Source organism: Nocardioides pymetrozini, assembly GCF_046058985.1.
Taxonomy (GTDB): domain Bacteria; phylum Actinomycetota; class Actinomycetes; order Propionibacteriales; family Nocardioidaceae; genus Nocardioides.
Genome location: NZ_CP175556.1, coordinates 3,661,643 through 3,688,215, shown reverse-complemented (window position 1 = coordinate 3,688,215; position 26,573 = coordinate 3,661,643). Strand labels below are relative to the sequence as shown.

The 26,573-nt window shown below is 72.8% G+C and carries 29 protein-coding genes; 11 read left to right on the top strand and 18 right to left on the bottom strand.

The features are described 5' to 3' along the window. The first annotated feature begins 5 nt into the window (after positions 1-5). Positions 6-1,223, top strand: coding sequence for an acetyl-CoA C-acetyltransferase (locus ACJ5H2_RS18080; RefSeq protein WP_408896825.1), 1,218 nt, complete (start codon positions 6-8; stop codon positions 1,221-1,223). Positions 1,224-1,349: 126 nt separating this feature from the next. Here ACJ5H2_RS18080 and typA read toward each other — a convergent pair whose 3' ends face one another. Then, positions 1,350-3,266, bottom strand: a complete 1,917-nt coding sequence (typA, locus tag ACJ5H2_RS18075; RefSeq protein ID WP_408896824.1) for a translational GTPase TypA — start codon at positions 3,264-3,266, stop codon at positions 1,350-1,352. Positions 3,267-3,399: 133 nt separating this feature from the next. On the opposite strand from typA, the gene ACJ5H2_RS18070 reads away from it, so the two are divergent. Further along, a complete protein-coding gene (locus ACJ5H2_RS18070) occupies positions 3,400-4,101 on the top strand; it encodes an aspartate/glutamate racemase family protein (RefSeq protein WP_408896823.1) in 702 nt (233 codons plus the stop codon). Positions 4,102-4,118: 17 nt separating this feature from the next. On the opposite strand, the gene ACJ5H2_RS18065 is transcribed toward ACJ5H2_RS18070, so the two are convergent. Genes ACJ5H2_RS18065 through ACJ5H2_RS18050 form a run of 4 tightly spaced genes read right to left on the bottom strand, consistent with a single transcriptional unit; the run spans position 4,119 to position 5,918 of the window. Next, the gene (locus ACJ5H2_RS18065) at positions 4,119-4,403 is read right to left on the bottom strand and encodes a PqqD family protein (protein ID WP_408896822.1); all 285 of its coding nucleotides are present in this window, start codon (positions 4,401-4,403) and stop codon (positions 4,119-4,121) included. Beyond that, positions 4,366-5,289, bottom strand: coding sequence for a hypothetical protein (locus ACJ5H2_RS18060; protein ID WP_408896821.1), 924 nt, complete (start codon positions 5,287-5,289; stop codon positions 4,366-4,368). Before ACJ5H2_RS18060 ends, ACJ5H2_RS18065 begins: the two co-directional genes overlap by 38 nt. 30 nt (positions 5,290-5,319) lie before the next feature. Then, a complete protein-coding gene (locus ACJ5H2_RS18055) occupies positions 5,320-5,751 on the bottom strand; it encodes a lasso peptide biosynthesis B2 protein (RefSeq protein WP_408899648.1) in 432 nt (143 codons plus the stop codon). Continuing rightward, positions 5,748-5,918 (bottom strand): hypothetical protein, encoded by a 171-nt coding sequence (locus ACJ5H2_RS18050; protein WP_408896820.1) that lies wholly within the window; start codon positions 5,916-5,918, stop codon positions 5,748-5,750. The genes ACJ5H2_RS18055 and ACJ5H2_RS18050 overlap by 4 nt, the downstream gene beginning before the upstream one ends. Before the next feature lie 120 nt (positions 5,919-6,038). Between ACJ5H2_RS18050 and ACJ5H2_RS18045 the strand changes: the two genes are divergently transcribed. After that, positions 6,039-7,142, top strand: a complete 1,104-nt coding sequence (locus tag ACJ5H2_RS18045) for a nucleotidyltransferase family protein (protein ID WP_408896819.1) — start codon at positions 6,039-6,041, stop codon at positions 7,140-7,142. Positions 7,143-7,154: 12 nt separating this feature from the next. Here the strand turns inward: ACJ5H2_RS18045 and ACJ5H2_RS18040 are convergent, their stop codons facing one another. Continuing rightward, complete coding sequence (locus ACJ5H2_RS18040) at positions 7,155-7,895, bottom strand: SDR family NAD(P)-dependent oxidoreductase (protein WP_408896818.1); 741 nt, start codon at positions 7,893-7,895, stop codon at positions 7,155-7,157. A 154-nt stretch (positions 7,896-8,049) separates the two neighbouring features. On the opposite strand from ACJ5H2_RS18040, the gene mshA reads away from it, so the two are divergent. From mshA to ACJ5H2_RS18025, 3 genes are read left to right on the top strand one after another with little or no spacing between them, the layout of a single operon-like run. Then, complete coding sequence (gene mshA / locus ACJ5H2_RS18035; protein WP_408896817.1) at positions 8,050-9,330, top strand: D-inositol-3-phosphate glycosyltransferase; 1,281 nt, start codon at positions 8,050-8,052, stop codon at positions 9,328-9,330. Beyond that, positions 9,327-9,839 carry a YbjN domain-containing protein gene (locus ACJ5H2_RS18030; protein ID WP_408896816.1) on the top strand — a complete coding sequence of 171 codons (513 nt, stop codon included), beginning with the start codon at positions 9,327-9,329 and terminating at the stop codon, positions 9,837-9,839. Before mshA ends, ACJ5H2_RS18030 begins: the two co-directional genes overlap by 4 nt. Positions 9,840-9,882: 43 nt before the next feature. Continuing rightward, positions 9,883-10,713 (top strand): oxaloacetate decarboxylase, encoded by an 831-nt coding sequence (locus ACJ5H2_RS18025; protein WP_408896815.1) that lies wholly within the window; start codon positions 9,883-9,885, stop codon positions 10,711-10,713. Between the two features lie 33 nt (positions 10,714-10,746). On the opposite strand, the gene ACJ5H2_RS18020 is transcribed toward ACJ5H2_RS18025, so the two are convergent. The 4 genes from ACJ5H2_RS18020 to ACJ5H2_RS18005 form a co-directional block, all read right to left on the bottom strand. Further along, complete coding sequence (locus ACJ5H2_RS18020) at positions 10,747-11,574, bottom strand: hypothetical protein (RefSeq protein WP_408896814.1); 828 nt, start codon at positions 11,572-11,574, stop codon at positions 10,747-10,749. Between the two features lie 139 nt (positions 11,575-11,713). After that, a complete protein-coding gene (locus tag ACJ5H2_RS18015) occupies positions 11,714-13,033 on the bottom strand; it encodes a hypothetical protein (protein ID WP_408896813.1) in 1,320 nt (439 codons plus the stop codon). Positions 13,034-13,151: 118 nt separating this feature from the next. Beyond that, positions 13,152-14,333, bottom strand: coding sequence for an RNA polymerase sigma factor (locus ACJ5H2_RS18010; protein ID WP_408896812.1), 1,182 nt, complete (start codon positions 14,331-14,333; stop codon positions 13,152-13,154). Then, positions 14,330-14,743 (bottom strand): YciI family protein, encoded by a 414-nt coding sequence (locus ACJ5H2_RS18005; RefSeq protein WP_408896811.1) that lies wholly within the window; start codon positions 14,741-14,743, stop codon positions 14,330-14,332. The genes ACJ5H2_RS18010 and ACJ5H2_RS18005 overlap by 4 nt, the downstream gene beginning before the upstream one ends. 176 nt (positions 14,744-14,919) lie before the next feature. Here ACJ5H2_RS18005 and ACJ5H2_RS18000 point away from each other — a divergent pair, with 176 nt between their 5' ends. Beyond that, on the top strand, positions 14,920-15,906 hold the full coding sequence (locus tag ACJ5H2_RS18000; RefSeq protein ID WP_408896810.1) for a DMT family transporter: 987 nt from the start codon (positions 14,920-14,922) through the stop codon (positions 15,904-15,906). On the opposite strand, the gene ACJ5H2_RS17995 is transcribed toward ACJ5H2_RS18000, so the two are convergent. Further along, entirely contained in the window at positions 15,888-16,565 is a 678-nt protein-coding gene (locus ACJ5H2_RS17995; RefSeq protein ID WP_408896809.1) for a response regulator, read from the bottom strand. The genes ACJ5H2_RS18000 and ACJ5H2_RS17995 overlap by 19 nt on opposite strands. Further along, a complete protein-coding gene (locus tag ACJ5H2_RS17990) occupies positions 16,562-17,770 on the bottom strand; it encodes a sensor histidine kinase (protein ID WP_408896808.1) in 1,209 nt (402 codons plus the stop codon). Before ACJ5H2_RS17990 ends, ACJ5H2_RS17995 begins: the two co-directional genes overlap by 4 nt. A gap of 122 nt (positions 17,771-17,892) precedes the next feature. Here ACJ5H2_RS17990 and phoU point away from each other — a divergent pair, with 122 nt between their 5' ends. Next, on the top strand, positions 17,893-18,546 hold the full coding sequence (gene phoU, locus ACJ5H2_RS17985; RefSeq protein WP_408896807.1) for a phosphate signaling complex protein PhoU: 654 nt from the start codon (positions 17,893-17,895) through the stop codon (positions 18,544-18,546). Between the two features lie 125 nt (positions 18,547-18,671). On the opposite strand, the gene ACJ5H2_RS17980 is transcribed toward phoU, so the two are convergent. Genes ACJ5H2_RS17980 through ACJ5H2_RS17970 form a run of 3 tightly spaced genes read right to left on the bottom strand, consistent with a single transcriptional unit; the run spans position 18,672 to position 21,207 of the window. Continuing rightward, the gene (locus ACJ5H2_RS17980; RefSeq protein WP_408896806.1) at positions 18,672-19,418 is read right to left on the bottom strand and encodes a phosphoglyceromutase; all 747 of its coding nucleotides are present in this window, start codon (positions 19,416-19,418) and stop codon (positions 18,672-18,674) included. Further along, on the bottom strand, positions 19,418-20,089 hold the full coding sequence (locus ACJ5H2_RS17975; RefSeq protein WP_408896805.1) for a hypothetical protein: 672 nt from the start codon (positions 20,087-20,089) through the stop codon (positions 19,418-19,420). The genes ACJ5H2_RS17980 and ACJ5H2_RS17975 overlap by 1 nt, the downstream gene beginning before the upstream one ends. 53 nt (positions 20,090-20,142) lie before the next feature. Then, a complete protein-coding gene (locus ACJ5H2_RS17970; protein WP_408896804.1) occupies positions 20,143-21,207 on the bottom strand; it encodes a UbiA family prenyltransferase in 1,065 nt (354 codons plus the stop codon). A 231-nt stretch (positions 21,208-21,438) separates the two neighbouring features. On the opposite strand from ACJ5H2_RS17970, the gene ACJ5H2_RS17965 reads away from it, so the two are divergent. Together ACJ5H2_RS17965 and ACJ5H2_RS17960 are read left to right on the top strand one after the other, a co-directional pair. Next, positions 21,439-21,924 carry a CarD family transcriptional regulator gene (locus ACJ5H2_RS17965; RefSeq protein ID WP_028654642.1) on the top strand — a complete coding sequence of 162 codons (486 nt, stop codon included), beginning with the start codon at positions 21,439-21,441 and terminating at the stop codon, positions 21,922-21,924. A 59-nt stretch (positions 21,925-21,983) separates the two neighbouring features. Further along, complete coding sequence (locus ACJ5H2_RS17960; protein WP_408896803.1) at positions 21,984-22,583, top strand: 2-C-methyl-D-erythritol 4-phosphate cytidylyltransferase; 600 nt, start codon at positions 21,984-21,986, stop codon at positions 22,581-22,583. On the opposite strand, the gene ACJ5H2_RS17955 is transcribed toward ACJ5H2_RS17960, so the two are convergent. The 3 genes from ACJ5H2_RS17955 to ispF form a co-directional block, all read right to left on the bottom strand. After that, entirely contained in the window at positions 22,580-23,299 is a 720-nt protein-coding gene (locus ACJ5H2_RS17955; protein ID WP_408896802.1) for a 2-C-methyl-D-erythritol 4-phosphate cytidylyltransferase, read from the bottom strand. The two genes, ACJ5H2_RS17960 and ACJ5H2_RS17955, sit on opposite strands and share 4 nt — an antisense overlap. A 25-nt stretch (positions 23,300-23,324) precedes the next feature. Beyond that, entirely contained in the window at positions 23,325-24,278 is a 954-nt protein-coding gene (locus tag ACJ5H2_RS17950) for an alpha/beta fold hydrolase (protein WP_408896801.1), read from the bottom strand. A gap of 209 nt (positions 24,279-24,487) precedes the next feature. Further along, entirely contained in the window at positions 24,488-24,985 is a 498-nt protein-coding gene (gene ispF, locus ACJ5H2_RS17945; protein ID WP_408896800.1) for a 2-C-methyl-D-erythritol 2,4-cyclodiphosphate synthase, read from the bottom strand. A 46-nt stretch (positions 24,986-25,031) separates the two neighbouring features. Between ispF and ACJ5H2_RS17940 the strand changes: the two genes are divergently transcribed. After that, entirely contained in the window at positions 25,032-26,570 is a 1,539-nt protein-coding gene (locus ACJ5H2_RS17940) for a molybdopterin-dependent oxidoreductase (protein ID WP_408896799.1), read from the top strand. The last annotated feature ends 3 nt before the right edge of the window (positions 26,571-26,573 follow it).

The window sequence follows — 26,573 nt, the reverse complement described above, 5'->3', positions numbered from 1 at the left end:
TCTCCGTGCCCGAAGCCGTCATCGTCTCCGCCGCCCGTTCGCCCATCGGCCGCGCCTACAAGGGATCGCTGCGCGAGATGCGGCCCGACGACCTCGCCGCGCAGATGGTCGACGCGGCGCTGTCCGCCGTGCCCGAGCTCGACCGTGGCGAGGTCGAGGACCTGATCCTCGGCTGCGCCCAGCCGGCCGGCGAGCAGGGCTACAACATCGGCCGCATGGTGGCCTTGCGCCTGGGTCTCGACGGCGTCCCCGGGACGACGGTGCACCGCTACTGCGCATCGTCCCTGCAGGCCACGCGGATGGCGCTGCACGCCATCCGCTCGGGTGAGGGCGACGTGTTCGTCGCGGGCGGCGTGGAGTGCGTGTCCCGCTTCGAGCGGGGCAAGGCGGACGGCATGCCGGACACCCGCAACCCGCTGTACGCCGAGGCGGCGGCGCGCGCCGCCGAGCGGGCGGCGGCCCGGCAGCCGTGGGTGGACCCGCGCTCGCTCGGCGAGCTGCCGGACGTCTACCTGGCGATGGGCCAGACCGCCGAGAACGTCGCGTCGTACCGCAGCGTCTCGCGCGCCGCGCAGGACGAGTACGCCGTGCGCAGCCAGAACCTCGCGGAGGCGGCCGCCCAGCGGGGCTTCTGGAAGACCGACATCACCCCGGTCACGCTCGCCGACGGCACGGTCGTCGACAGCGACGACGGCCCGCGCGCCGGGGTGACCCTGGAGAAGGTCGCCTCGATGGCACCGGTCTTCCACCCGGAGGGCACCGTCACCGCCGCGAACTGCTGCCCCCTCAACGACGGTGCCGCCGCGCTCGTCGTCATGAGCGACACCCGCGCCGCCCGTCTCGGCATCACGCCGCTGGCGCGCGTCGTCTCCACCGGCGTCTCCGCGCTGAGCCCCGAGATCATGGGCCTCGGGCCGGTCGAGGCCAGCCGCCAGGCGATCGCCCGCGCGGGCCTCTCCGTCGGCGACATCGACCTGGTCGAGATGAACGAGGCCTTCGCGGCGCAGGTGCTCCCGTGCATCGACGAGCTCGGCCTCGACCTCGACCGCGTCAACGTCAACGGTGGCGCGATCGCTCTCGGCCACCCCTTCGGCTCCACCGGCGCCCGGATGGCCACCACGCTGATCCACGGCCTCCAGGAGCGCGACGCCCAGTTCGGCCTCGAGACCATGTGCGCCGCCGGCGGGCAGGGCATGGCGATGGTGCTCGAGCGGCTCAGCTGAGGAGCGGCCCGCCGGCCGGTCCGTGCGCGCAGCGGGTCCCGAGAACGCCAGACCCCGCCCCGGGAAGCCCGAGGCGGGGTCTGGAAGGTGTGCGTCGGCCGGCGCGGCCGGGTCACCCGAGCCGGGTCACTTGTTCGCCTTGCGCGCGCGGCTCGCGATCTTGGCGCGCTCGTTGGCGTCCAGGATGACCTTGCGGATGCGGACGGTCTCGGGCGTGATCTCCACGCACTCGTCCTCGCGGCAGAACTCCAGGCACTGCTCCAGCGACAGCTTCTTCGGCGGGATGAGCTTCTCGAAGTTGTCGGAGGTGGCGGAGCGGATGTTCGTCTGCTGCTTCTCCTTGGTGATGTTGACGTCCATGTCGTCGGCGCGGGAGTTCTCGCCGACGATCATGCCCTCGTAGACCTCGGTCGCGGGCTCGACGAACAGCACTCCGCGCTCCTGCAGCGAGGTCATCGCGTACGCCGTCGCCGCGCCCGCCCTGTCGGCGACGAGCGAGCCGGAGTTGCGCGAGCGGATCTCGCCGGCCCACGGGAAGTAGCCCTCCGAGATGTGGTGGGCGATGCCCGTGCCGCGGGTCTCGGTGAGGAAGTCGGTGCGGAAGCCGATGAGACCGCGGGCGGGCACGACGAACTCCATCCGCACCCAGCCGGTGCCGTGGTTGGTCATGCCCTCCATCCGGCCCTTGCGGTTGGCGAGCAGCTCGGTGATCGTGCCGAGGAACTCCTCCGGCGCGTCGATGGTGAGCCGCTCGAAGGGCTCGTGCACCTTGCCGTCGATCTCGCGCGTGACCACCTGCGGCTTGCCGACGGTGAGCTCGTAGCCCTCGCGGCGCATCTGCTCGACCAGGATGGCGAGGGCCAGCTCACCGCGGCCCTGCACCTCCCACGCGTCGGGGCGCTCGGTCGGGAGGACGCGGAGCGAGACGTTGCCGATGAGCTCGGAGTCGAGGCGGTCCTTGACCAGGCGGGCCGTGACCTTGTGGCCCTTGCCGCCCTTGCCCACCAGCGGCGAGGTGTTGGTGCCGATCGTCATCGAGATCGCCGGCTCGTCGACGTGGATGAGCGGCAGCGCGACCGGGTTCTCCGGGTCGGCCAGGGTCTCGCCGATGGTGATGTCCGGGATGCCCGCGACGGCCACGATGTCGCCGGGGCCGGCGGACTCGCCGGGCTTGCGCTCGAGGCCCTCGGTGACGAGGAGCTCGGTGATCTTGACGTTCTTCACGCCCCCGTCGCGCTGCATCCACGCGACCTGCTGGCCCTTCTTGAGGGTGCCCTGCTTGATGCGCAGCAGGGCGAGGCGACCGAGGAACGGGGAGGCGTCGAGGTTGGTGACGTGCGCCTGCAGCGGCGCGCCCTCGACGTACTCCGGCGCGGGGATGGTCTCCAGGATGGTGCGGAAGAGCGGCTCGAGGTCGTTGCCCTCGGGCAGGCTGCCGTTCTCCGGCTTGGTCAGCGAGGCGATGCCGGCCTTGCCGGAGGCGAAGACGACGGGGAAGTCGAGCGCGTCCTGGCTGTGGTTCTCGTCGAGGAGGTCCATGAACAGCTCGTAGGTCTCGTCGACGACCTCGTCGATGCGGGCATCGCCGCGGTCGGTCTTGTTGACCACCAGGATCACGGGCATGTCGGCGTTGAGCGCCTTGCGCAGGACGAAGCGGGTCTGGGGGAGGGGGCCCTCCGAGGCGTCGACCAGCAGGACGATGCCGTCGACCATCGAGAGCCCACGCTCGACCTCGCCGCCGAAGTCGGCGTGGCCCGGGGTGTCGATGATGTTGATGACCATGCCGCCGGCGGCGTCCGCGCCGAGCATCTCCTGCGCCGAGGGGCCGCGGTAGTGGACCGCGGTGTTCTTCGCGAGGATCGTGATGCCCTTCTCGCGCTCCAGGTCGCCGGAGTCCATCACACGCTCGGCGACGCCCTCGGCCTGGTGCGCGGTGAACGCTCCGGCCTGGTGGAGCATCGCGTCGACGAGGGTCGTCTTGCCGTGGTCGACGTGGGCGACGATGGCGACGTTGCGGAGATCGGTGCGACGAGTCTGGGACACGACGGACCAGCCTATCCGCGAGCGGCCCTACTCCCCGCATCCTCAGCGGGACTGCGGGCCTCATCCTTCTCATCTGCTGAGCAGGACCCGGGGTGGCGTTGGAACCCGCGCGCGGGTGCGCGAGACTGCACCAATGCAGACCATCGGCCTTGTCGGCGGCATGTCCTGGGAGAGCAGCGCGGCGTACTACGAGGCGTTGAACCGCGGCGTCGAGGAGAGGCTCGGCGGACTGCACTCCGCGCGCACCGTGCTGGCGTCGGTCGACTTCGCCGAGGTCACCGAGCTCCAGGAGGCCGAGGACTGGGACGGCGTCGCGGCCATCCTGCGCGAGGCCGCGGTCTCCGTGGAGCGCGCCGGCGCCGACTTCCTCATGCTCTGCACGACCACCTTCCACCGGGTCGCCGAGCAGGTCCAGGACGCCGTCTCGATCCCGCTGCTCCACCTCGGCGACGTCGTCGCCGAGGCCTGCACGGCCGAGGGCGTCGAGAGCGTCGCCCTGCTCGGCACCAAGTTCGCGATGTCGCGGACCTTCTTCACCGACCGGATCGCCGGCCACGGCCTCGAGGTGCTGGTCCCCGACAGCAGGCACCACGACGAGCTCAACCGGATCATCTACGACGAGCTGGTGCACGGGAAGGTCGTCGACGACTCCCGCCGCGCCGTCGTCGGCATGATCAGCGAGCTGTGGGACGCCGGCGCCGGCGGGGTGATCCTCGGCTGCTCGGAGCTCGAGCTGCTCATCCGCCAGGCCGACTCCGAGATCCCCGTCTTCCCCTGTACGACGCTGCACGTGACCGCCGCGCTGGACCGGGCACTGGAGCGGGCGCTGGGCTGACGGTCACTGGTGGGCCGTCAGGACGCGGCCAGGACCATCCGCCGCTCGCGCAGCTGCCCGAGGAAGGCCGCGACGTCGTCGCGGCAGCCGTCGGCGCTGACGTCGTACTCCGCGGCGACCAGCGCGCACAGCTCGGCGAGGTCGTGCGGCTCGGCGAGATGGCGCCACAGGCTGGCGGCCACGCCCTTCACGGCGTAGTACTCGCCTTGGGCCAGGCCCATCATCACGAACTCCTCGCCCATCTCGACGGCGTGCAGGGCGGAATCACGCACCCACCGCTCGGGTCGTTCGGCTCGGCGCATGCTGGGTCTCCTCTCGGTCGATGTCGGCCAGGATCGCGTCGGCGGACGCGGCCACGCTGTCGATGCCGCGCGGGCGGTCGATCCGGCTGAGCCGCGCGGTGCGGGCCAGCGCGGCGCTGCGGGCGAGGTGGGTGCTCCGCAGGTCGCCGACGAGGATCTCGTTGCGGTAGCTGTGCTCGTGGAGGCTGGTGAAGACCGCCGCTCCGGTGACCGGTACGACGCGCAGCGGGCCGTCGTACCGGTCCAGGACGTAGACCCACCGGACCGGCACCGGCGCCAGCTCCGCCGCCCGCTCCAGAGGCACGTGGAACTTGGCGAACGCGTCGTCGACCCGGCGCAGGCCGGTGGAGGGCAGCCCGAGTCGGTCGAGGGCGTCCTGCCACAGCTTGATCCGCGGCCACCCGGGGAGCGCGCGACCCGCGTCGTCGACAGGCACGACGTCGTCGCTGAGCACGACGTGGCCGCGTCGGTGCATCTCGGCGGCGAGCGTCGACTTTCCCGCGCCCGAGCGCCCGAGGACGACGGCGCAGGAGTCGCCCACGACGAAGGCGTTGCCGTGGAGCACGAGGAGGCCGCGCTGCGTGAGGACCGCGCCCAGGGCCGAGCCGAGCAGGAACAGCCGCACGGCGTCGGCGGCCGCGCCGTCCACCGGCTCGACCGTGATGCGTGTGCCCCGCTCGCAGACGTAGCGGGCGACCCCGGGGACGTCGATGCCGATCCGGTCACCGTCCGCCCACAGGCCTCGCGGCAGCCGGACGGCCGTCGCGGAGGGCGGCTCGACCGCGCCGCGCCGGACCACGACGTCGGCGCGCCCGGGCGTCCGCACCTGGCCGAGCTCGGGCAGGGGGAGCTCGCTGTCGACGAGGAGTCCGTAGGCGGTGTACATGGCGGGTGCGTGGCGGGTTCTCAGGCGGGCTCAGGGCTGCCAGGTGAAGGTGCCGACCGGGGTCCAGGCGCGGGTGGTGCCGCCGGTGACGACGACCTCGCCGACCGTGACCCACGCGTGGGCCCGCAGCTCGCCGGCGTCACCCCGGCGCAGGCCGAAGACGACCGAGTGCGGCACCCGGGCGCCGCGCAGCAGGATGCGCGCGGTCAGGGCCTGCGGATAGCAGTCGGACGTCCAGGGAGTCCGTCCGGCGGCGTACCCGATGGCCCGGCCGACCGCCCCGGCGTGGGCGAGCTGGTCTCGCGTCACGTCCGGAGGCGCCAGGGGCCCCACTCCGCCCGGGGCGGCCGGCTCGCCCAGGAGGCGTCGTACCGCACCGAACGGCAGAGCGGCCGTCAGCAGCCGGGTGGCGCCCAGCAGGCACCAGGCGGCGGCAGCGGCACAGCCGAACCGGAGGGTCAGCTGCCCAGCCCGAGGGTGATGTCGATCTCGATGTCGGCACCGATGTTGATGTCCTGGGTGGCGGTCAGGCTCAGGGTCTCCAGGACGGGGGCAACGTAGGTGAGGCGCATGTGGGCTCCAGTGGGTTGCAGGACGGAGAGGAGGGAGTCGCCGAGTCGCTCCGTCATGGGTGCAACGCCACTGTGCGCCCGCAGGGCACGGTGCCGCAGGCGGTTCGCCGGAGATTTAACTTTCACCAACTGTCGGTTCCGCCGCACGGCGCGGGGGACGCGTGCCACGCTCGCGAGGTGGGTGCCGACGCTCTCGACCTGCTCCGCCGGCTGGTGAGCGCTGCCCTGGACGCCGAGGAGGGGCGACCGGTCGGGCCGGCCCGCCTCGGCGAGGCGGAGCCGCGCGCGCTCCTCGACGTCGTCCGGCGCCACCGCGTGCCGGAGCTGCTGGGCTCCCGCGCCGGCGAGCTCGGCCTGCCGGCGGAGGTGACCGCGGTGCTCGACGCGATGGTGGAGGGCGACCGCCAGCGCCGCCTGGTGCACGCCCTCGAGACCGTGCGCGTCGAGCGCCTGCTGGACACGGCCGGCATCGCGTCGCTCGTGTTCAAGGGCGTCCCGCTCGCGGTGCTCACGACCGGCAGCGCGGACGCGCGCGGCGCCGGCGACGTGGACGTGCTGGTCCGGCCCGCCGACGTCGCATCCGCGCACGCCGTGCTCACCCGCGCGGGCTGGGCACTGCACGAGCGCGGCCGGGTCGAGCCCGGCATGTGGGCCTGGCGCCACGTGCTGCGCTGGGGGCACTCGCTGACCTATCTGGGTCCCGGCGTCGACGTCGACCTCCACTGGCGCCTGGACGCGGTGCCCGGGGCGCAGCCCCCGGCGCACGCGCTCCTGGCCCGTCGTACGACGGTCGAGGTCGGTGGCGCACCCGTCCCGACCCTCGCTCCGGTGGACGCCTTCCACCACCTGGCCGGACACCGCGAGGGGTGGACGTGGCTGCGCACGCTGGTCGACCTGCGCCGTCTGGCCCGCGACCCGGCGGTGTTCGACCGCGAGCTGACCGCACCCGCGCTCACCTCGCTGGCCGCGGCCCGCGCGAGCGTCGGCCTGCCGGCGTCCGTGCCTCCGCGTGTGCTCGCCGCGCTCGACCGGGTGCCGGACGCCGCGTTGGCGCGGGTGCGGGTCACCCACGAGGGCGCCGTCGGCGCCTTCGGCGGCGCGGGCGCGGTCCGCGAGCTGCGCCACGGCCTGGCGTCGTCGCGGGGCCCGCGCGACCTCGGGCAGGTGGTGATGAGCGCCGTGCTGCCGGCGCACGCCGCGCTGCCGGTCCGCTCGACGACGGCGTGGGGAGGCGTGCCCCGCGCGCTCGCACTGCGCGCCCGGCGGCTCGCGGGCCGCTGAGCGTGCAGTCGGCTAGATCCGGTGCACCTTGTGCTGGGCGGCCTGGGCACGGGGCTTGATGACCAGCTCGTCGATGTTGACGTGGGGCGGGCGGGTCGCGACCCAGGTGATCGCGTCCGCGACGTCGTCGGCGACCAGCGGGTCGGGCACGCCTGCGTAGACCGCGTCGGCGCGCGCCTGGTCGCCACCGAACCGGGTGAGTGCGAACTCCTCCGTGCGGACCATCCCGGGAGCCACCTCGCAGACCCGCACCGGCTGGTCGAACAGCTCCAGGCGGAGCGTCTCGGTGACCACCTTCGTGCCGTGCTTGGCTGCGGTGTAGCCCGCACCGCCCTCGTAGGCGATGCGTCCCGCCGTCGAGCCGACGTTGACGATGACGCCCGCGCCGCTGGCGACCAGGGCGGGGATCAGGGCCTTCGTCACCCGCATCAGGCCGAGCACGTTGACGTCGTACATCCGGCGCCACTCGTCGGGGTCCGCCTCCGCGACCGGCGCGAGACCGAAGGCCCCGCCAGCGTTGTTGACCAGCACGTCCAGCCGGGGCCCGGCCGCGGCGGCCAGTGCGGCCACGGAGTCGGGGTCGGTCACGTCGCAGGCGACGGCGCGCCCACCGATCTCCGCGGCGAGCGCCTCGATCCGGTCGGCACGACGGGCGGCGCAGAGCACCGTGAAGCCCTCCCGGGCCAGGTGGCGGGCGGTGGCGGCGCCGATGCCGCTGGAGGCGCCGGTCACGACGGCGGTGCGGGTGGTCATGACCCCATCCTCCACCGTCCACACCGTGGGAAGCCCGCGGGGATCGGGAATGCTGGGCACGGTGATGCCGTTGACCGATCAGCCGGCAACAGGTGTCCGGCGGCGGATGCCGGGCACCGGGGTGTCCGGGCGGCGAGAGGCAGCGGGAGGTCCGATGGGGGAGACGGCGATCGGTCGTGTCGCGATGATCAGCCTGCACACCTCCCCGCTCGACCAGCCGGGCACCGGTGACGCCGGTGGCATGAACGTCTACGTCGTCGAGCTGGCGCGCCGGCTGGCCGGCTGCGGCATCGAGGTCGACATCTTCACCCGCGCGACCAGCTCGCGCCTCGACCCCGTCGTCCCCGTCCGCGACGGGGTCACCGTGCACAACGTGCACGCCGGGCCCTTCGAGGGGCTCACCAAGGACCAGCTGCCCGGCCAGCTCTGCGTCTTCGCCCGCGAGGTCCTGCGCGCCGAGGCCGCGCAGCCCGCGGGCCACTTCGACGTCGTCCACTCGCACTACTGGCTCTCCGGCCAGGTCGGCGCACTGGCGCGCGACCGCTGGGGCGTGCCGCTCGTGCACTCGATGCACACCATGGCGAAGGTCAAGAACGAGGCGCTCGCCGCCGGCGACAGCCCGGAGCCGCAGGCGCGGGTGATCGGGGAGGAGCAGGTGGTGGAGGCCGCCGACGTGCTCATCGCCAACACCGACCTCGAGGCCAAGCAGCTCATCAACCTGTACGACGCCGACCCGGGGAGGGTCGAGGTGGTCCATCCCGGCGTCGACACCGAGGTCTTCCGTCCGCTCACCCCGGCCGAGCGCTCCCGGGCGCGTCGCGAGCGCGCGCTGGCGGACGACGCGCTGGTGCTGCTCTTCGCCGGCCGGATCCAGCCGCTCAAGGCTCCCGACGTGCTGCTCCGGGCGGTCGCCGAGCTCCTGGTGCGGCGCCCGGACCTGCGCTCGCGCCTCGTCGTACCGGTCGTCGGAGGGCCGTCCGGAAGCGGCCTGGAGCGGCCCACCGCGCTGGCCAACCTCGCGGCCGAGCTCCGCATCGACGACGTCGTCCGCTTCGTGCCGCCGGTGCCGCAGCACGACCTCGCGGGCTGGTACGCCGCCGCCACGCTCGTCGCGGTGCCGTCGTACAACGAGTCCTTCGGGCTCGTCGCCGCGGAGGCCCAGGCGTCCGGCGCGCCGGTCGTCGCGGCTGCGGTCGGGGGCCTGACCACCGTCGTCCGCGACGGACGCAGCGGCCTGCTCGTCGAGACCCACGACCCGCACGACTGGGCGGTCGCGCTCGAGCGGGTCGTCGCCGACCCCGCGCTGCGCGACCGGCTCGCCGACGGCGCCTTGACGCAGGCGCGGCAGTTCTCCTGGGAGGCGACCGCGGCCCATACGGTGGAGGTCTACGAGCGCGCCCACGCGCTCCTGCGACAGGAGGCCCGCGTCGGATGACGACCCAGCCCGGCACGACCAGCGCGACCGACGTGGTCCGCGCCTGGCTCCAGGACAACGAGATCGAGTTCGACGAGACCGAGGGCGGGACCTTCAGCTTCGCCCTGCCCGGCGAGAAGAAGCTGCAGACGCCGGTCCGTCTCGACGTCGGGCCGCACGCCCTGGGTGTGCACGCGTTCGTCTGTCGCCGTCCGGACGAGGAGTTCGAGCGGGTCTACCGCTGGCTGCTCGAGCGCAACATGCGGATGTACGCCGTCGCCTTCGGCATCGACCACCACGGCGACATCTACCTCGACGCGCGGCTCCCGCTGTCCTCGGTGACCTCCGACGACCTCGACCGCCTGCTCGGCTCGGTGCTCGACTACGCCGACTCGGCGTTCAACACCATCCTCGAGCTCGGCTTCGAGTCGTCGATCCGCAAGGAGTGGGCATGGCGGATCGAGCGGGGCGAGTCCACGGCCAACCTGGAGGCGTTCCGCGGCTGGCTGGAGGCCGACGCGCAGGGCTGAGGGCGGCACGGGGGCTGTCGGTGCGACGCCCTAGCGTCGCGGCATGACCACCATCGCCGAGCGGCGCGCCGCGTTCCGAGCTCTCCACGAGGGCGGCTGCTTCGTCCTCCCCAACCCGTGGGACCGCGGCTCCGCCCGCTATCTCGAGCATCTCGGCTTCGCTGCACTCGCGACCACCAGCTCCGGCGCCGCCTGGAGCCGCGGCCGCGCGGATGGCTCCGCGACCCGCGACGAGGCGCTCGACCACCTCGCCGACATCGTCGCCGCGACCCGGCTGCCGGTGAACGCCGACTTCGAGAACGGCTACGGCGACGGTGTGGACGAGGTCGGCGTCAGCGTGGCCCTGGCGGTGGAGACCGGCGTCGCGGGCCTCTCGATCGAGGACGCGGTCGGCGGGGTCCCCTACGACCTCCCCGTCGCGGTGGAGCGGCTGGCCGCCGCACGCGACGCGATCGACGCCAGCGGGCACGACGTCGTCCTGGTGGGCCGTGCGGAGGGCTTCATCGTCGGCCGCCCGGACCTCGCCGAGGTCACCGAGCGGCTGCAGGCCTATGCGGCGGCCGGCGCCGACTGCCTCTACGCGCCCGGCGTCAGCGACCCCGCGGACATCGCGGCCGTCGTGACGGCCGTCGCGCCGAAGCCGGTCAACGTGCTCGTCGGCGGCCCGAGCCCGCTGACCCTCGCCGCGGCGGCCGAGCTCGGCGTACGCCGGATCAGCGTCGGGGGCGCCTTGGCGAGGGCGGCGTGGGGCGGCTTCGAGCGCGCGGCCGCCGGCCTCGTCGAGGGCAGGTTCGACGGCTTCGCCGGCGCTGCCCCGGGCGCCGACCTCAACGCGCTCTTCGCGGACCCGCCGGAGGCGGACCAGCTCGGCTGATCCGCCTCCGAGGGTGGTCCCGGCCTCGGCCGGTCAGCGCACCCGCCACTTCACGACGGCGGGCGTGCTCTCGACCTGGCCGGACAGTCCGACCGAGCGGACCCGGACCTTGTGCTTGCCGGGCTTGAGCCTCTTCAGCTTCAGCGGGGAGGAGCACGCCTTCCAGGCCGACCTGTCGACCTTGCACTGGAAGCTCACGTGGCCCTTGTCCGCGACGAACCCGACCGTCGCCCGGTGGCTCCTGGTCGAGCTCCGCGGACGCTGGGTGATCGTCGTCTCGCCGGGGGCGTCGTCGGTGGTGATGGTCAGGGCGAACCCGCTGGTGAGCTGGCCCACGAAGCCGCCGAGGTCGTCGGAGGCGTGCAGGGTCCAGGTGCCGTTGGCGTTCGAGCCGTCGAAGGCGGACAGGCTGTCGGCGAACGTCGTTCCGGGCGGCGGAGTCTCCGCGGCGTCGTTGTTCGTCGGCCGGTAGGACCCCGCCGGGCACGCCGCGCTGTCGGGCATGGCGACCGCGGCCTCGTCGTCGACCGTGAAGACCGCCCCGGTCAGCGGACTGGTGTTGGTGCCGCACACGTCGGACATGAGGCGCACCACCTTGGTGGATCCCGGTGCCTGGATCGACAGGTCGAGATCGCGCGGCCAGCCGTGCGTGACCCCGTTGAGGACGACGTCGACGTCGGTGATCGGCCCGGCGAGGCCGGTGACGTTGACGGTCGCGGCGGTCGTGCCGTTGTCCGGCACGTTGACCACGAGCGGGTAGCTGACGGTGCGGACCGCGGCCGACGCGGGTCCGGCGGAGGAGAGGCCGGAGAGGCCTCCGAGGGTGATGACCCCTGCGGTCATCAGGGCGAGACGGCGCATGGCAGAACCTTTCGAGGGGGGATGCTGACGTGCTTCTCGGACCCCCGGGCCCCGCTGCCTGATACCGCGAAATGCGCCGGAGGCGGACCGGCCGAGCCGGTCCGCCTCCGGGACGCGCGCGCTGGGCGCCGTCGCGATGTCAGCGACGCACCCTCCACTTGACGACCGCGGGCGTGGTCTCCAGGTTGCCCACCTTGTCGATCGCGCGGACCTGCACCTTGTGCTTGCCCACCTTGAGCTTCTTGAGCTTCAGCGGGGACGCGCACGGCTTCCAGGCCTTCTTGTCGACCTTGCACTGGAAGCTGGCTCCGGCCTCGTTGGCGACGAAGGCGATGGTCGCCTTCCGCTTCGTCGTCGACTTCTTCGGCCGCTTGACGATGGTGGTCTCGGGAGCACCGTCGATCGTGATGACCAGCTGCGGCGGGTCCACCACGAAGCCTGAGTCGCTCCCCGTGTCGTCTCGGACGAAGAGCCGCCAGGTCCCGTTGGCCGGCTCGCCGTCGAAGGCGCTCAGCGCGGTGTTGTAGGGCCCTCCCGGGGCGGGCGCCGGGTACACCGGGTCGTTGGTCAGGAAATTCGTGGGTCGGACCCGGCCCGAGGTGCAGGTCGGGCCGTCGGGCAGGCCTCCCGCCGCCTCGTCGTCGAAGGTGAGGCTCACGTTCGTCAGTCGCGCCGAGCCACACGCGTCCGACATGACCTCGACGGCCTTCCCCGAGGGGCTGACGAGCAACACGTCCACGTCGTCGGGGAACGAGTGGTAGAAGCGGTCGATGCGAAGGTCGACATCGGCGATCTTGCCGGGGGTGCCGACGACCATCTGGTACGGATAGGGGTCGGCGAGCCCGGAGGACGACTCGCCGACGGAGAGCACGACTGAGGCCGGGCCGGTGTTGATGAGCAGCTCGAAGCCGTTGGCGATGCTGCCGCCGAAGCCGACCAGGTCGTCGTAGACGTGGATCCTCCAGGTGCCGTTCGCGTTCTCACCGTCGAAGGCGCTCATGGAGTCCTCGACCAGCGTGCCCGGCAAGGAGAGGGGCCCCGAGGCGGCGGGGTCGGAGGCGCCGAAGTTCGTGGGCCGTACGTTGATGGGATTGCAACCGGTGAGGGAGTCGTCCGTCATCGGGGCGGCTGCCTCGTCGTCGAAGTTCCACTGGTAGGCGACGACGTCGTCGCCGCCGCAGGCGTCGGACATGAGCATCACGAAGGTGCCCTCGGGCGACTCGAGCAGGAGGTCCAGGTCGTCGGGATAGGTGTGCGACACGCCCTCGACTCGGGCATTGATGTCGGTGATCACGCCGCCGAGCCCCGCAACGGAGATGGTGGACGCGGAGAGGCCGTTGTCGGTCACGGCGATCGGGGTGGGATTGGACGGATTGCGCACGGCGGCGGGCGCAGGCGCTGGGAAGGCGAGCGCGCCGGCGACCAGTGCGCCGACTGCGACAAGAGGGATGCGACGCATGGCTGCTCCTGGAGAGAGTGCGAGCCGGCAGCCGGGAGTCCGTGGTCGAGGTCTGCCGGGGGATCACCTCCGTGTGTAGTCCTCCGGCGCACCTCGTGTGACCCAGATCACTTTTTCTTTACCGAGGGTCTCGGCGTGGCTTCGACGCTCCGCTCCGCAGACGTGCCGCCTGGCGGGTCAGATGTGCCCGCTCCGCGAGGTTCGTCGCACGCTCCGCTGCGCATGCGTAGCGGCGGGCCGCCTCCTCGACGTCGCCCGCGCGCTCGAGCAGCCAGGCGGCGACGGCGTCACGCCGGGGCAGGTCCTCGGGCAGGCCCTCGACCTGGCGCAGACCCGCGAGAGGCCCGTCGACCTCGCCGACGGCCACCGCGCGGTTGAGCGCGACGACCGGGCTCGGGGCGAGCCGCAGCAGCTCGTCGTACCACTCCAGGATCTGCGGCCAGTCGGTCTCCTCGGCGCTCGCGGCGTCGTCGTGCAGGGCGGCGATCGCGGCCTGGGCCTGGTACTCGCCGAGAGCGTCGCGGGCGAGCGCAGCCTGCAGCACCTCCACGCCCTCGGTGATCATCGCACCGTCCCAGAGCGAGCGGTCCTGCTCGGCGAGGGGGATCACGTCGCCGTGCGGGGTACGCCGAGCCCGGCGCCGTGCGTGGTGCAGCAGCATGAGGGCGAGCAGGCCGTCGACCTCGGGGTCGTCGGTCGCGGCGGCCAGCTGGCGGGTCAGCCGGATCGCCTCCTCGGCCAGGTCGACGGTCCCGGTGAAGCCCTCGTTGAAGACCAGGTAGAGCACCCGCAGCACCGCACCCACCTCGCCGGGCCGGTCGAAGCGCTGTCCGCTGACGGTGCGCTTGGCCCGGGTGATCCGCTGGGCCATGGTGGCCTCCGGCACCAGGAACGCCTCGGCGATCTGGGCCGTGGTCAGACCGCCGACGGCGCGCAGGGTCAGGGCGATCGCGGAGGCGGGCGTCAACGCCGGGTGGCAGCAGCGGCTGAGCAGGAGCAGGGTGTCGTCGGCCTGCTCCGCGGGCCCCGGATCCGGCTCGAGGTGGACGCGGAGCTCGCGGCGCTCCCGTGCGTACGCCGAGCGCTGGGCGTCGACGAGCTTGCGCCGCGCCACCGTCACGAGCCAGGCGCGGGGCTGCTCCGGCCGGCCCTCGGGCCAGTGCCGCAGCGCCTCGACCAGCGCCTCCTGGACGGCGTCCTCGGCCGCCGCGAAGTCGGCTCCGCGGCGGACGAGGACGCCGAGCACCTGGGGGGTGAGATCGCGCAGCAGCTCACCCAGGTCCTCGCCGGTGGAGGTCATTCCGTGACGACCGGGGGCTCACCGTAGAACGGGCGCACCTCGATCCACTCGTGGATCGGCCTGCCCCCGGGGCCCGGGGCCGACGACAGCCGCGCGGCTGCCTCGTAGGCCCGCTCCTGGCTGTCGACGTCGATGACCATCCAGCCGGCGATCAGGTCCTTGGTCTCCGCGAAGGGCCCGTCGGTGACCGGCGGGCGGCCCTCGCCGTCGTACCGCACGAAGGTGCCCTCGGGGGAGAGCGCCTGCTCGTCGACGAACTCGCCGCGCTCGCGCAGCTCGTCGGCGACCTGGCGCATGAAGTCGATGTGCGCGCTGACCTCCTCGGGCGTCCACTGGTCCATCGGGACGAGGTCGTCCTTGGCGATCGCGTGGTCGCTGCGGTAGTGCTTGAGCAAGAGGTACTTCGCCATGGTGGTCTCCTCAGGTCCGAGACGGCCATCTTGCCGCCTTCATCCCTGGGACGGAGCCGCCGACGGGTTCTCGACATCGTGTGCGAGATCTTCGGGAGATCTTTCTGGCGGGCTTTCGCGCCGCGTTGTCCGAAACTCGCGCGACCGCTGTCGGTGCCGATCCCTAGAGTCGGCTCGTGACGAAGCGTGGATGGTCGCTGTTCCTGGCGATGTGCCTGATCTGGGGCCTGCCCTACCTGTTCATCCGGATCGCCGTCGACCATGTCTCGCCGGCGAGTCTGGTCTTCCTCCGCACCGCGCTCGCAGCCCTGGTCCTGCTGCCGCTGGCGCTCGTGCGCCGCGAGGTCGCACCCGCGCTCGCCCGCTGGCGACCGCTCGCGCTCTTCGCGGCGATCGAGATCATGGTCCCCTGGGTGCTGCTGGGCCACGCCGAGCAGCGGATCTCCTCGTCGCTTGCCGGCCTGCTCGTGGCGGCCGTCCCCCTGTTCGGTGCGCTCGCGTTCCTGGTCACCACCCACGCCGAGCGGTTCAGCGCCGCGCAGACGGGCGGACTGGTCCTCGGCTTCGCCGGGGTGGCCTTCCTGGTCGGCCTCGACGTCGGCCACATCGACCTGTTGGCCGTGGTCGAGATGCTGGGCGTCGCGGTCTGCTACGCCACGGGGCCGCTCATCCTGGTCCGCTACCTGGAGGACGTGTCCGGGCTCGGGGTGATGGCCTGCGCGCTGACGATGACGGCCGTGGTCTACGCGCCGTTCGGGATCGTCGACCCGCCCACCGGCCTCCCGGCGGAGGCATGGGTGAGCATCGCCGTCCTGGCGCTGGTGTGCACGGCGCTGGCGTTCGTGATCTTCCTCGAGCTGATCAAGGTGGCCGGCCCGACGCGCTCGACGATCATCACCTATGTCAACCCGGCCGTCGCGATCCTGCTCGGCGTGCTCCTGCTCGACGAGAGGCTCACCGCCGGCATGCTCGTCGGCTTCCCGCTCATCCTCGTCGGGTGCGTGGTCGCGACCGGCGGGCGCGCCGCCACAACCGCCAGCACCGAGCCGGCAGCCGAGGTCGCGGTCTGCGCGGAGCCGGAGCCCGACGCCGCGGCGGCTCGGGAGCGCGGGCCCGAGCCCGGCCCGGAGCCGTCCGGCCTCGCTCAGACGTCGAACTTGTAGCCCAGACCGCGCACCGTCACGAGGTACTTCGGCTCGCTCGGCTCCGGCTCGAGCTTGGCCCGCAGGCGCTTGACGTGGACGTCGAGGGTCTTGGTGTCGCCGACGTAGTCCGAGCCCCACACGCGGTCGATCAGCTGCCCGCGGGTGAGCACGCGACCGGGGTTGCGCAGGAACATCTCGAGCAGCTCGAACTCCTTGAGCGGCAGGCGCTGCTCCGCGCCGTCCACGGTCACGACGTGACGCTCGACGTCCATCCGCACCGGCCCCGCCTCCAGGGTGTCCGGCAGCAGCTCGTCGCCGACCCCGCGGCGCAGGACGGCGCGGATCCTCGCGACCAGCTCGCGAGGGGAGTAGGGCTTGGTGACGTAGTCGTCGGCGCCGAGCTCGAGCCCGACCACCTTGTCGACCTCGTCGTCCTTGGCGCTGACCATGATGACCGGCACGTTGGACGTCTGCCGGATGGTGCGGCAGACCTCGGTGCCGGGGATGCCCGGCAGCATGAGGTCGAGCAGCACGATGTCGGCGCCGTTGCGGTCGAACTCCTTGAGCGCCTCGTTGCCGTCGGCCGCGATCGCCACCTCGAACCCCTCCTTGCGGAGCAGGTACGCGAGGGCGTCGCTGTAGCTCTCCTCGTCCTCGACGACAAGTACGCGGGTCATGCTTCCTCCTGATCATTCGCACGTCCGGCCGGTGCTTCCGGGGTGGACGCGATCGGCGCGAGCCGCAGGTAGGGCCCGTCCGCCTCGTGGTGGGGGTGCTGCGGGAGCAGCAGGGTGAACGTCGAGCCCTGCCCCTCCACCGACCAGACCCGCACCTCGCCGCCGTGGGTGGCGGCCACGTGCTTGACGATCGACAGCCCCAGGCCGGTGCCGCCGGTCGAGCGGTGCCGTGCCGGGTCGACCCGGTAGAACCGCTCGAAGATGCGCTCGACCTCGGCCTGGGGGATCCCGATGCCCTGGTCGATCACGGAGATCTCCACGTTGGGCCCGACCCGCTTGCGGGTCACCACCACCCGGGAGTTCGGCTCGGAGTAGGCGACGGCGTTCGCCACCAGGTTGGAGACGGCGGCGCCGACCTGCTTCTCGCTGCCGAGGACCTTCAGGCCCGCCTCGCCCTCCGCGATCACCTGGATGTCCTTGGCGCTGGCGTTCATGTCGACGAAGTCGACGGCGGAGGCCACCACGTCGTCGATCGAGACGGGGACGGGGGAGTCCAGCGGCTCGTCGCCCTGCAGCCGCGAGAGCTCGATGATCTGCTGGATGAGCCTCGACAGGCGGTCGCTCTCGGTGAGCATCCGCGAGGCGAAGCGGTACACGGCGTCGGGATCGTCGGCCGCATCCTGGACGGCCTCGGCGAGCAGCCGCATCGCACCCACCGGCGTCTTGAGCTCGTGGCTCACGTTGGCGACGAAGTCCCGCCGTACGGCGTCGACCTGGCGCTCGCGGGTGCGGTCCTCGACCAGCGCCAGGACCAGCCGCGAGCCGAGCGGGGCGACGCGGGCCGTCACGTGGCGCGGCGTACCGGCGGCGCGCGGGACGATCAGCTCGGTCTCGCGGATCTGCCCGTCGCGGCGGACCTGACGGATCAGCTCGCCGAGCTGGTCGGAGAGCAGGGTGGTGCCGCGGACGAAGCCCATCGCGTACGCCGGAGCCGAGGCCTTCACGACCGCGTCGGACTCGTCGACGACGACCGCGCTGCTGCGCAGCACCGACAGCACGGCCGCGACGCCCTCAGGTAGCAGCGGCTCCTCCGGGACCCGGTAGACCCGCTGCTGACGGTCGCTCAGATGCCATGCGAGCATGGCGCCACCGGCCACGAGGGCGCCGAGCAGCGCGGCCACGAAGGCCTGCGTCGTCGGATCCACGTCTCGATCGTACGGCGCGCGCGGGGCCGGGCTCAGAATCGCGAGGGCTCTGCTTCGCGATGTTCATCCCCCGTTCACCGCACCTCGCTTGATGGACACCTCGCCTCCGTAGGGTCGGGACCATGCGTGACGCCTATACCGACCAGCTCGACGCGATCTTCGACGACCTGGCGGGCATCTCCCGCCGGGTGCAGGTCGCGGTCGGCGAGGCCACCGAGGCCCTGATGACCGGCAACTCGACCCTCGCCGAGAAGGTCATCAGCAACGACGCCGAGATCGACCGCGCCCGCGAGCGGGTCGAGGACTCCGCGTTCGCGCTGCTGTCGCTCCAACAGCCGGTCGCCGGCGACCTGCGCACCGTCGTCGCGGCGCTCCGGATGGTCGCCGAGCTCGAGCGGATGGGCGACCTGTCCGTGCACGTCGCCAAGATCGCGCGCCTGCGCGTCCCCGACGTCGCCGTCCCCGACGAGGTCCGCCCCACCATGGAGCGGATGGCCGAGGTCGCCGAGGACATGGTCGGCCGGGTCACCGAGGTCATCGCCGGCCGCGACGTCGAGGCCGCCATCGCGCTGGGCCGCGACGACGAGGAGATGGACCAGCTGCGCCGCCGCAGCTTCACCGAGCTCCTCGGCGACGAGTGGACCCACGGCGTCGAGGCCGCCGTCGACATCGCCCTGCTGGGTCGCTACTACGAGCGGATCGCCGACCACGCCGTCTCGGTCGCGAACCGGGTGATCTTCGTGGTCACGGGGCATCACCCGGCGCCGGCTGCGTGATCGGGCGGGGAGACAGTTTCACCGGCCGGCCGGAGAAACTGTCTCCTGGACGATGAAACTTCATCGTCCCAGCGTGAGTTTCTCCGGCCAGCCGGTGAAACTTGTGCCCCCTGGGACTCCTGGGATCAGCGCCCCTGGTTCGCCACAGCCGCCGCGGCGGCGGCGGCGGCCTCGGGGTCGAGGTACCGGCCACCGGGGACGGTGGGGGCGAGGGTGTCCTCGTCGAGCTCGTAGACCAGGGGCATCCCGGTGGGGATGTTGAGGCCGGCGATGTCGGCGTCGCTGATCTGGTCGAGGTGCTTGACGATCGCGCGCAGGCTGTTGCCGTGTGCGGCGACGAGAACGGTGTGGCCGGCGCGCAGGTCCGGCACGATCCCGGCGTCCCAGTAGGGGAGCAACCGGTCGATGACCTGCTTGAGCGCCTCGGCGCGAGGCAGCTCCTCGCCGAGGTCGGCGTAGCGGGGGTCGCCGGCCTGGGAGTACTCGTCGTCGTCGGCCAGCGGCGGGGGCGGGGTGTCGAAGGAGCGGCGCCAGAGCATGAACTGCTCCTCGCCGTACTCGTCCTTGATGGCCCTCTTGTCCTTGCCCTGGAGTGCGCCGTAGTGGCGCTCGTTGAGGCGCCAGGAGCGGCGGACGGGAATCCAGTGCCGGTCCGCCGCGTCGAGAGCGAGCGCGGCCGTGTTGATCGCGCGGCGCTGGAGGGAGGTGTGGACGACGTCCGGCAGGATGCCGGCCTCGCGCAGCAGCTCACCGCCGCGGACCGCCTCGCCGCGGCCCTTCTCGGTGAGCGCGACGTCGACCCAGCCGGTGAAGAGGTTCTTCGCGTTCCACTCGCTCTCGCCGTGGCGGAGCAGGACCAGCGTGAAGCTCATCAGTGCGCGCCCCCGGGAGCCGGGATCTCGTCCGCGCACGTGAAGGTGGCGTCGCCGCCCTCCTCCGCGTGCCCGGTCTCCGCGTGCCCGGCTTCCGCGTCGCCGGTCTCCGCGTGCTCGGTCTCCGCGCTCTCGTCGGCGTGCGCGGCCTGGTCGCCGGCCTTCGTCTCGTCGTCGTGGGCGGCGGACTTGCCCGCGCTGGCGACCTCGGTCGGGACCTGGGTGTACTGGAAGCAGGGCTTGACGACCGGCACGTCGAGGCTGAGCGTCGTCCCGTCGCTGAAGGTCAGGTCGAGCGGCACGAACTGGCCGGCGGTGAAGTCGCCGCTGAGCGGTACGGCGGTCGCGGTGGCCAGGTTGACGGTGGCGCGGCCCGCGACCTCGATCGGCTCGAACTCGCCGGCGGTGATGCCCTCGGGGGAGGAGATCTCCTCCAGCGCCGCGCTCTCGCGCAGGTTGTTGGCGAGCGAGCCGATCAGCCGGCCCTCGCCCTCCGCGGTCGCGAGCACTCGGATGCCGAGTGCGTCGACGTCACCGCTGCGGTCGTTGACCCCGGCGGCGATGGTGTTGACCCGGTCGGTGGGGTAGTCGAAGCCGCACCCACTGAGGGCGGCGGCGGGTGCGACCGCCAGCAGCAGTCCGGCGAGCGCGGATCGGCGCAGGTGGGGCATGTCAGCAGGCCTCCGGGTCAGGTCGGTTCGAAGCGCGCTCACTCTAGCGTTGCTCAGCGGCTGAGTCCGACCCGGGCACCGACCACGGCCAGCGCCACGACGACGCCCACGGTGAACAGGGTCGAGAGCGCGAGCAGCCGGGTCGCACCGAGCTTGAGGCCCAGCTTCAGTGGCAGATAGGTCCAGCCGTCCTCGTGGTCCGCCACCAGGCCCCACACCGCGCGCATGAAGTGGATGCCGATGCCCAGCAGTGCGGCGAGCGCGACGATCGCGGGCTCCGGTGGGCTGCCCACGGCCTTGCCGCCCCAGCCGCCGTAGGACAGGTACGCCGGCAGGAGCGCGAAGGACGCCGCCCACGACCACCAGGACAGGAAGCCGGTCCGGAGCACGATGTTGCCGAGCATCGCCACGGCCACCGATGCCACGTAGAACGCACCGGCGCGCACGCCGGTCGTGGTGGCCAGGGGGATGAGGAGCAGGAAGGCGACGACGATCGCGTACCAGGCCGTCCCGACCTCGAGCCGGCCCGCCGCGATCGGCTTGCCGGTCAGCCCGTGGGCCTGGTCGCGCTGCCGGTCGACGATGTCGTTGTGCCAGCCCAGGATCGTCTGGCCCACGAGCACCGTCACCAGGACGACGCCGGCCTCCCGTGCGGGCCGGCCCGCGACCGCCGCGACCAGGCCCATCGCGAGCGCCGTGGTGATCGCCTGCTTGGCATGGGCGGCCTGCAGCAGCTGCAGCGGTACGACGTCCGCGGGGTTGCGGCCACCGAAGAGCCAGCCGCTGAGCCCGGACCGGTCCGGGACGTGCGGCAGCGGGGGACGCTCCAGGTCCTCCTCGCCGGCGTACTCCGCGTCCTCGCCGGCGTACTCCGTCTCTCCGTCGGCGGCCGCGTCCTCGGCCACCTCGGTCTCCGCGACGAGCTCGGCCGCCAGCTCCTCCTCGCCCGGCTCGTCGACGTCGACGGTCGCGACCGCCTCCGCGTCGTCCAGGGCGCCCGCGGGCAGGTCGGAGGACGGGTCGGGCTCGTCGACCGTCAGGTCGACCTCGTGGGCCTCCTCGGACGGGGTCCCCTCCCCGGCAGAGCGGCTGCGCCGCCAGCGCTGCATCTTCGCCATGGCGAGCAGTATTGACCACTCCCGACCCTGGTGGGGGCGGGCCCGCCGATCGGGCGCCACCGTGGCCCCGCCGGACGCCGCGTGACCTGCCCCACAGCTCCGCCCGGCGGCGCCACCACACCTCCGGTCACTTGTCAAGCCGCCGATTGTGCCCCTGACCTGCGCAAACGCATTCGGAGGGTCGTCGAACCCGTGGTAAGATAGGTCACCCTAGGAAGGGGTTTTGCTCATATGACTTTCACCGTCGGCGAAACGGTCGTCTACCCCAATCACGGGGCCGCTGTCATCGAGAACATCGAGATGCGGACGATCAAGGGCCAGGAACGGCAGTACCTCGTGCTTCGGATTGTCGCCCAGCAGGACCTCGTGGTCCGCGTGCCGGCCGACAACCTGGACCTCGTGGGTGTTCGGGATGTCGTGGACAAGGACGGGCTGGACAGGGTCTTCGGGGTGCTCCGCGCGGAGCACGTCGAGGAGCCGACCAACTGGTCGAGGCGCTACAAGGCGAACCTCGAGAAGCTCCACAGTGGCGACGTCATGAAGGTGGCCGAGGTCGTGCGCGACCTGTGGCGCCGGGAGCGGGACCGCGGACTGTCGGCAGGCGAGAAGCGCATGCTCGCCAAGGCCCGCCAGATCCTGGTCTCCGAGCTCGCGCTCTGCGAGAACACCAACGAGGACAAGGCCGAGACCATCCTCGACGAGGTGCTGGCGAGCTGAACGCTCGCGGGTCCTCCTGACCAGTAAGACAACGCGACGGCGTCATACGGTGGGTTCCGATGAACCCGCATCCGTATGACGCCGTCGACCTTTTCGCCCCCGTCGCCGGGATGATCGTGGAGGAGGGCCGGGGTGCTCTGCCCTTCCACCTGATCCACGGCGAGTCCCTCGTCGCCACCGCCGCGTGGGCGGTCGGCGAGGCCGGCGTCGACCTCCTCGACCAGACCGTCCCGTGGGACGTCCTCGTCGAGCGTGGCGAGCCGCTCCTCCTGCACGACCCGCTGTGCCCGATGACGCCGCCGGAGTTCCTGCGCCGCTGTGCCGAGCGCGCCGACGTCGAGGACCGCATCGTCGTCGGCGTACGCCCGGTCACCGACACCGTCAAGGAGCTGCGGGCCGACGACGTGGTCGGCTCGAGCGTGGACCGTGACGCGCTGGTCGCGGTCTGCTCGCCCGTGGTGCTGCCCGCGTCGGTCGTGGCGGACCTCCTCGGGGGCGGCGGCGCACTGCCCTCGACGGACTTCGTGGAGCTGGTGACGGCTCTGCGCGGCCGGTACGGCGGGGAGCGGGTGCTCCTCGTCGAGGCGCCGCCCGAGGCGCGCCGCGTCGCCTCGGAGGCCGATCTCGCGGTCCTCGCCGCCCTGACCGACCCTCGCTAGAAGCCCGACTCGGCGAGCAGCCTCGCGGCGAGCCGGAGGTCCTCGGCGAAGGTGACCTTGACGTTGCCCGGGTCTGCGGGGACGGCGCGCACGTCGTGTCCGGCGGGCGCGAACTGGGTGAAGGCGGCCGCGGTGTCCGTGCCGTCGAAGCCCGCCTCGGCGGCCGCCCGGTAGGCCGCCAGCAGAGGAGCGGCGCGGAACGCCTGCGGGGTCGCCACGCCGACCAGCCGCGTGCCGGGACCGCCCGGAGACGGTGCGGCGGCGGCGTCTCGCGGCAGCAGGCCGGCCAGCTCGTGGGCGGGGACGGCGCCGCCGTACGCGCGGGCGGTGGCGATGGTGGCCGCGAACAGCTCGAGAGGGGCCAGGGGGCGAGCGCCGTCGTGGAGGACGACCACGTCCACGCTGCCGTCCGCCACCCGGCCCGCCAGGGCCGCCAGCGCGGCCTGCTCGGAGTCCTGACGGCTGGCACCCCCCTCGACCAGCAGTACCTCGCGGTCCGCGATCACGGGGAGCAGTGCCGCACCGACGTCCGCTCGCTCGCCCGCGCGGTGGACCACGACGACCGGGTCCACGCCGGGCACGGCGAGCGCGGTGCGGACCGACCAGGCGAGCACGGGTCGACCCCGCAGGGGGAGCAGGATCTTGTTGACCTCCGCACCGACCCGGGTGCCACTCCCGGCGGCCAGTACGACGACGGCGGCGGTCGGTGCGGTCATCCCGCGAGGGTAGCCAGTCGCCCGCTCAGGAGCGGGCCCGGTGCCGCCCCGTCCGGCCCTCTGCCTGGCTCCCGCCGTCGACGGGGAGCCGGGAGAGCGCGCGGTCGACCAGCGCGAACAGCTCGCCGCTCACCAGCTCGCGGCGCTCGAAGGGCAGGTAGTGCCCGGCGTCGGGCGCGACGAGCAGGCGGGCGCCTCGGATCCCGCGGGCGATCTTGCTCGCGTGCTCGGGCGGCGTGAGCAGGTCGCGGGTGCCGACCAGGACGGTGGTGGGGATGTCGTCGAAGGCCGACAGGGTGCCGATGCGGTCGTGCGTCATCATGTCCCGGAAGAAGCCGGACATGGTCTCGGGCCAGGCATGGACGAGCTGGTCCACCACATGGGCGACGTCGCGCGAGCGGGCCGGGCGGCCGAAGAGGAAGCGGCGGGCCACCTGCCGCTCGATGGTCGGGAACTTCTCGCGGCGGCTCAGGCTGAGCATCCGCGACCGGTTGGCCAGCAGGAACGGCAGCCGGTCACGCAGCACCGCTCCCGCGACCACCGGCAGGCCCAGCGTGACCTTGTTGAGCTCGCCGCTGGTCGTGCTGACGAACATCGCGCCCACGATCCGCGGCATCAGGTCGGGGCGCTCCTCGGGGATGGCCGTGATCGCCATCCCGCCGACGGAGTGGCCGGCGACGACGAGGGCACCCTCGGGCGCGCAGGTGTCCACGACCAGGCCGAGGTCACGGGTCAGGTGGGGGATCGTGCAGGACGACTCCGGTGCGCGGTCGGACCGACCATGCCCGCGGTGGTCCCAGGTGACCACCCGGATGTCGCGCCCGTAGCGCCCCAGCAGGTCGGTGACCTGGTAGTGCCAGTCCGACTCCTCCGCGGTCCAGCAGTGCGAGAGGAGCACCGTGAGCGGCGCATCGGACCGTCCGCGCACGGTCACATGGAGCCGCAGCCCGTCCTCGGTGATCACGGTGTGGTCCGCCATGCACTCCCCCTACCTCTCCCGCTGGCCGCCCCACCCTGCCACGGTCTCACTCACGACGGCAGGTTCTTGCGACGACGTGTCGCACTATAGGCGCGAGGTGTGAGCTCGGGGGTCCCGAGGTGTGACCTGTGGGGCCCCTCAACGCACACCTCGGGGCCCCTCAACGCACACCTCGGGGGCCCTCAACGCACACCTCGGGGCCCCACAGCTCACACTGCGGCGGTGAGGAGGGCGGTGGCGATGGCGGCCACGCCCTCGCCGCGGCCGGTCAGGCCCAGGCCGTCGGTGGTGGTGGCCGACAGCGACACCGGCGCCTCGAGTACGCCGGACAGCGCGGCCTCGGCGTCCGCGCGGCGGGCGCCCACGCGGGGTCGGTTGCCGATCACCTGCACGGCCACGTTCACGATCGCGAAGCCGGCGGCCTCGACGCGCCGCCGGGTCTCCCCGAGCAGGGCGGCGCCGCCGGCGCCCGCCCACTGCGGCTCGGCGGTGCCGAAGTTGCTGCCGAGGTCGCCGAGGCCGGCGGCCGAGAGCAGGGCGTCGCAGGCCGCGTGCGCCGCGACGTCCGCGTCGGAGTGCCCCTCGAGCCGGACGTCCTCGTCGGGCCAGGTGAGCCCGCCGAGGGCGAGCGGTGGGTCCTGTGGTCCGCGGGGGACGAGGCGGTGGACGTCGGAGCCGATGCCGATGCGCAAGCCTGCGGAGTTCACGGCCCGATCATGCCTGAGCGGCGCGAGGTGGGGGAGAATCGGTCGAATGAGGACCTCGCGCGCCTGGTGGCCGCCGGCCGGCGTGCTTGCCGGCGCGGGCGGCCTGGCGACCAGCTACGCCGTCGCGGAGCTGCTGCACGTGCGGGACTCCCCGGTCGTCGCCGTCGCCGAGGGGGTCATCGCCCTCACCCCCGGCAAGGTCGCGAAGTGGGCGATCGACACCTTCGGCACGGACGACAAGCTGGTGCTGATCCTCGGCATCCTGGCGATCCTCGTCGTGGTCTTCGGCCTCATCGGCCGCTGGGCGCATCGCCGGTGGTGGGCGGCGGCGAGTGGGTACGCCGTACTCGCGGGCGTCGCGGCGCTCGCCGTCCTCACCAAGCCCACGCCGAGCCTGATCGACCTCGCGCCCATCGTCGTCGGGCTGCTCACCTGGCTGGTGGCGCTGGCCCTGCTCGCCGAGTGGCTGCGCCGCTGGGAGCTCGTCGAGGACGGGGACGACCCGGCGGCGGAGCCGATGCACACCCGGCGGCACTTCTTCCTCGTCGCCGGCGCGGTCGCGGCGGTGGCGGCCGCGGGCGGGCTGGTCGGGCGGGTGGCCAGCAGCGCCCGGCGCCGAGCCGAGCAGAGCCGGCGGCTGCTGCGGATCGAGGGGGTCACCGCACCCGCCGTCCCCGACGGCGTCGTCGTCGGGGTCGAGGGCGTCTCCCCGTGGCAGACGCCGAACGACGACTTCTACCTCATCGACACCGCGATCATCAGGCCCACGATCGCGCCGGCCGACTGGGAGCTGCGGATCCACGGGATGGTGGAGCGGGAGATCCGCCTGTCGTACGCCGACCTGGTCCGCCGGGAGATCACCGAGGACTGGATCACGCTGAGCTGCGTGTCCAACGAGGTCGGCGGCGAGCTCGTCGGCAACGCCTGGTGGAGCGGCGTCCGGCTCGCCGCCCTCCTGGCCGAGGCCGGCCCACGCGAGGGGGCCGACGCGGTGCTGCAGACCTCGGAGGACGGCTGGACCTGCGGTACGCCGCTCGCGGCGCTGATGGACGAGCGCAACGCGATGCTGGCAGTGGCGATGAACGGGGAGCCGCTGCCGATCGAGCACGGCTTCCCGGTGCGCACGATCGTGCCGGGGCTCTACGGCTACGTGTCGGCGACCAAGTGGGTGGTCGACATGGAGGTCACCCGGTTCGCGGACATCACGGCGTACTGGACGGACAAGGGCTGGGCCGAGCACGGCCCGGTGAAGCCGGCCTCGACGATCGAGGTCCCCGGCGACGGCGCGGACGTCCCGGCGGGGGAGCTGGTCTGCGCGGGCGTGGCCTGGTTCCAGCACACCGGGATCGCGGCCGTCGAGGTGCAGGTGGACGGGGGCCCCTGGCGCCGCGCCTCCCTGGCCGCCACGCCGAACGTCGACACGTGGGTCCAGTGGCGGGCCGTGGTGGACCTCCCGCCGGGCGAGCACCTGCTCCGGGTCCGGGCCGTGGACGCGGAGGGCCGCACCCAGACGGGCGTGGTCGCCGACGTGCTGCCCGACGGTGCGACCGGGTGGCACACGATCGGCGTCACCGCGAAGGCCTGAGTC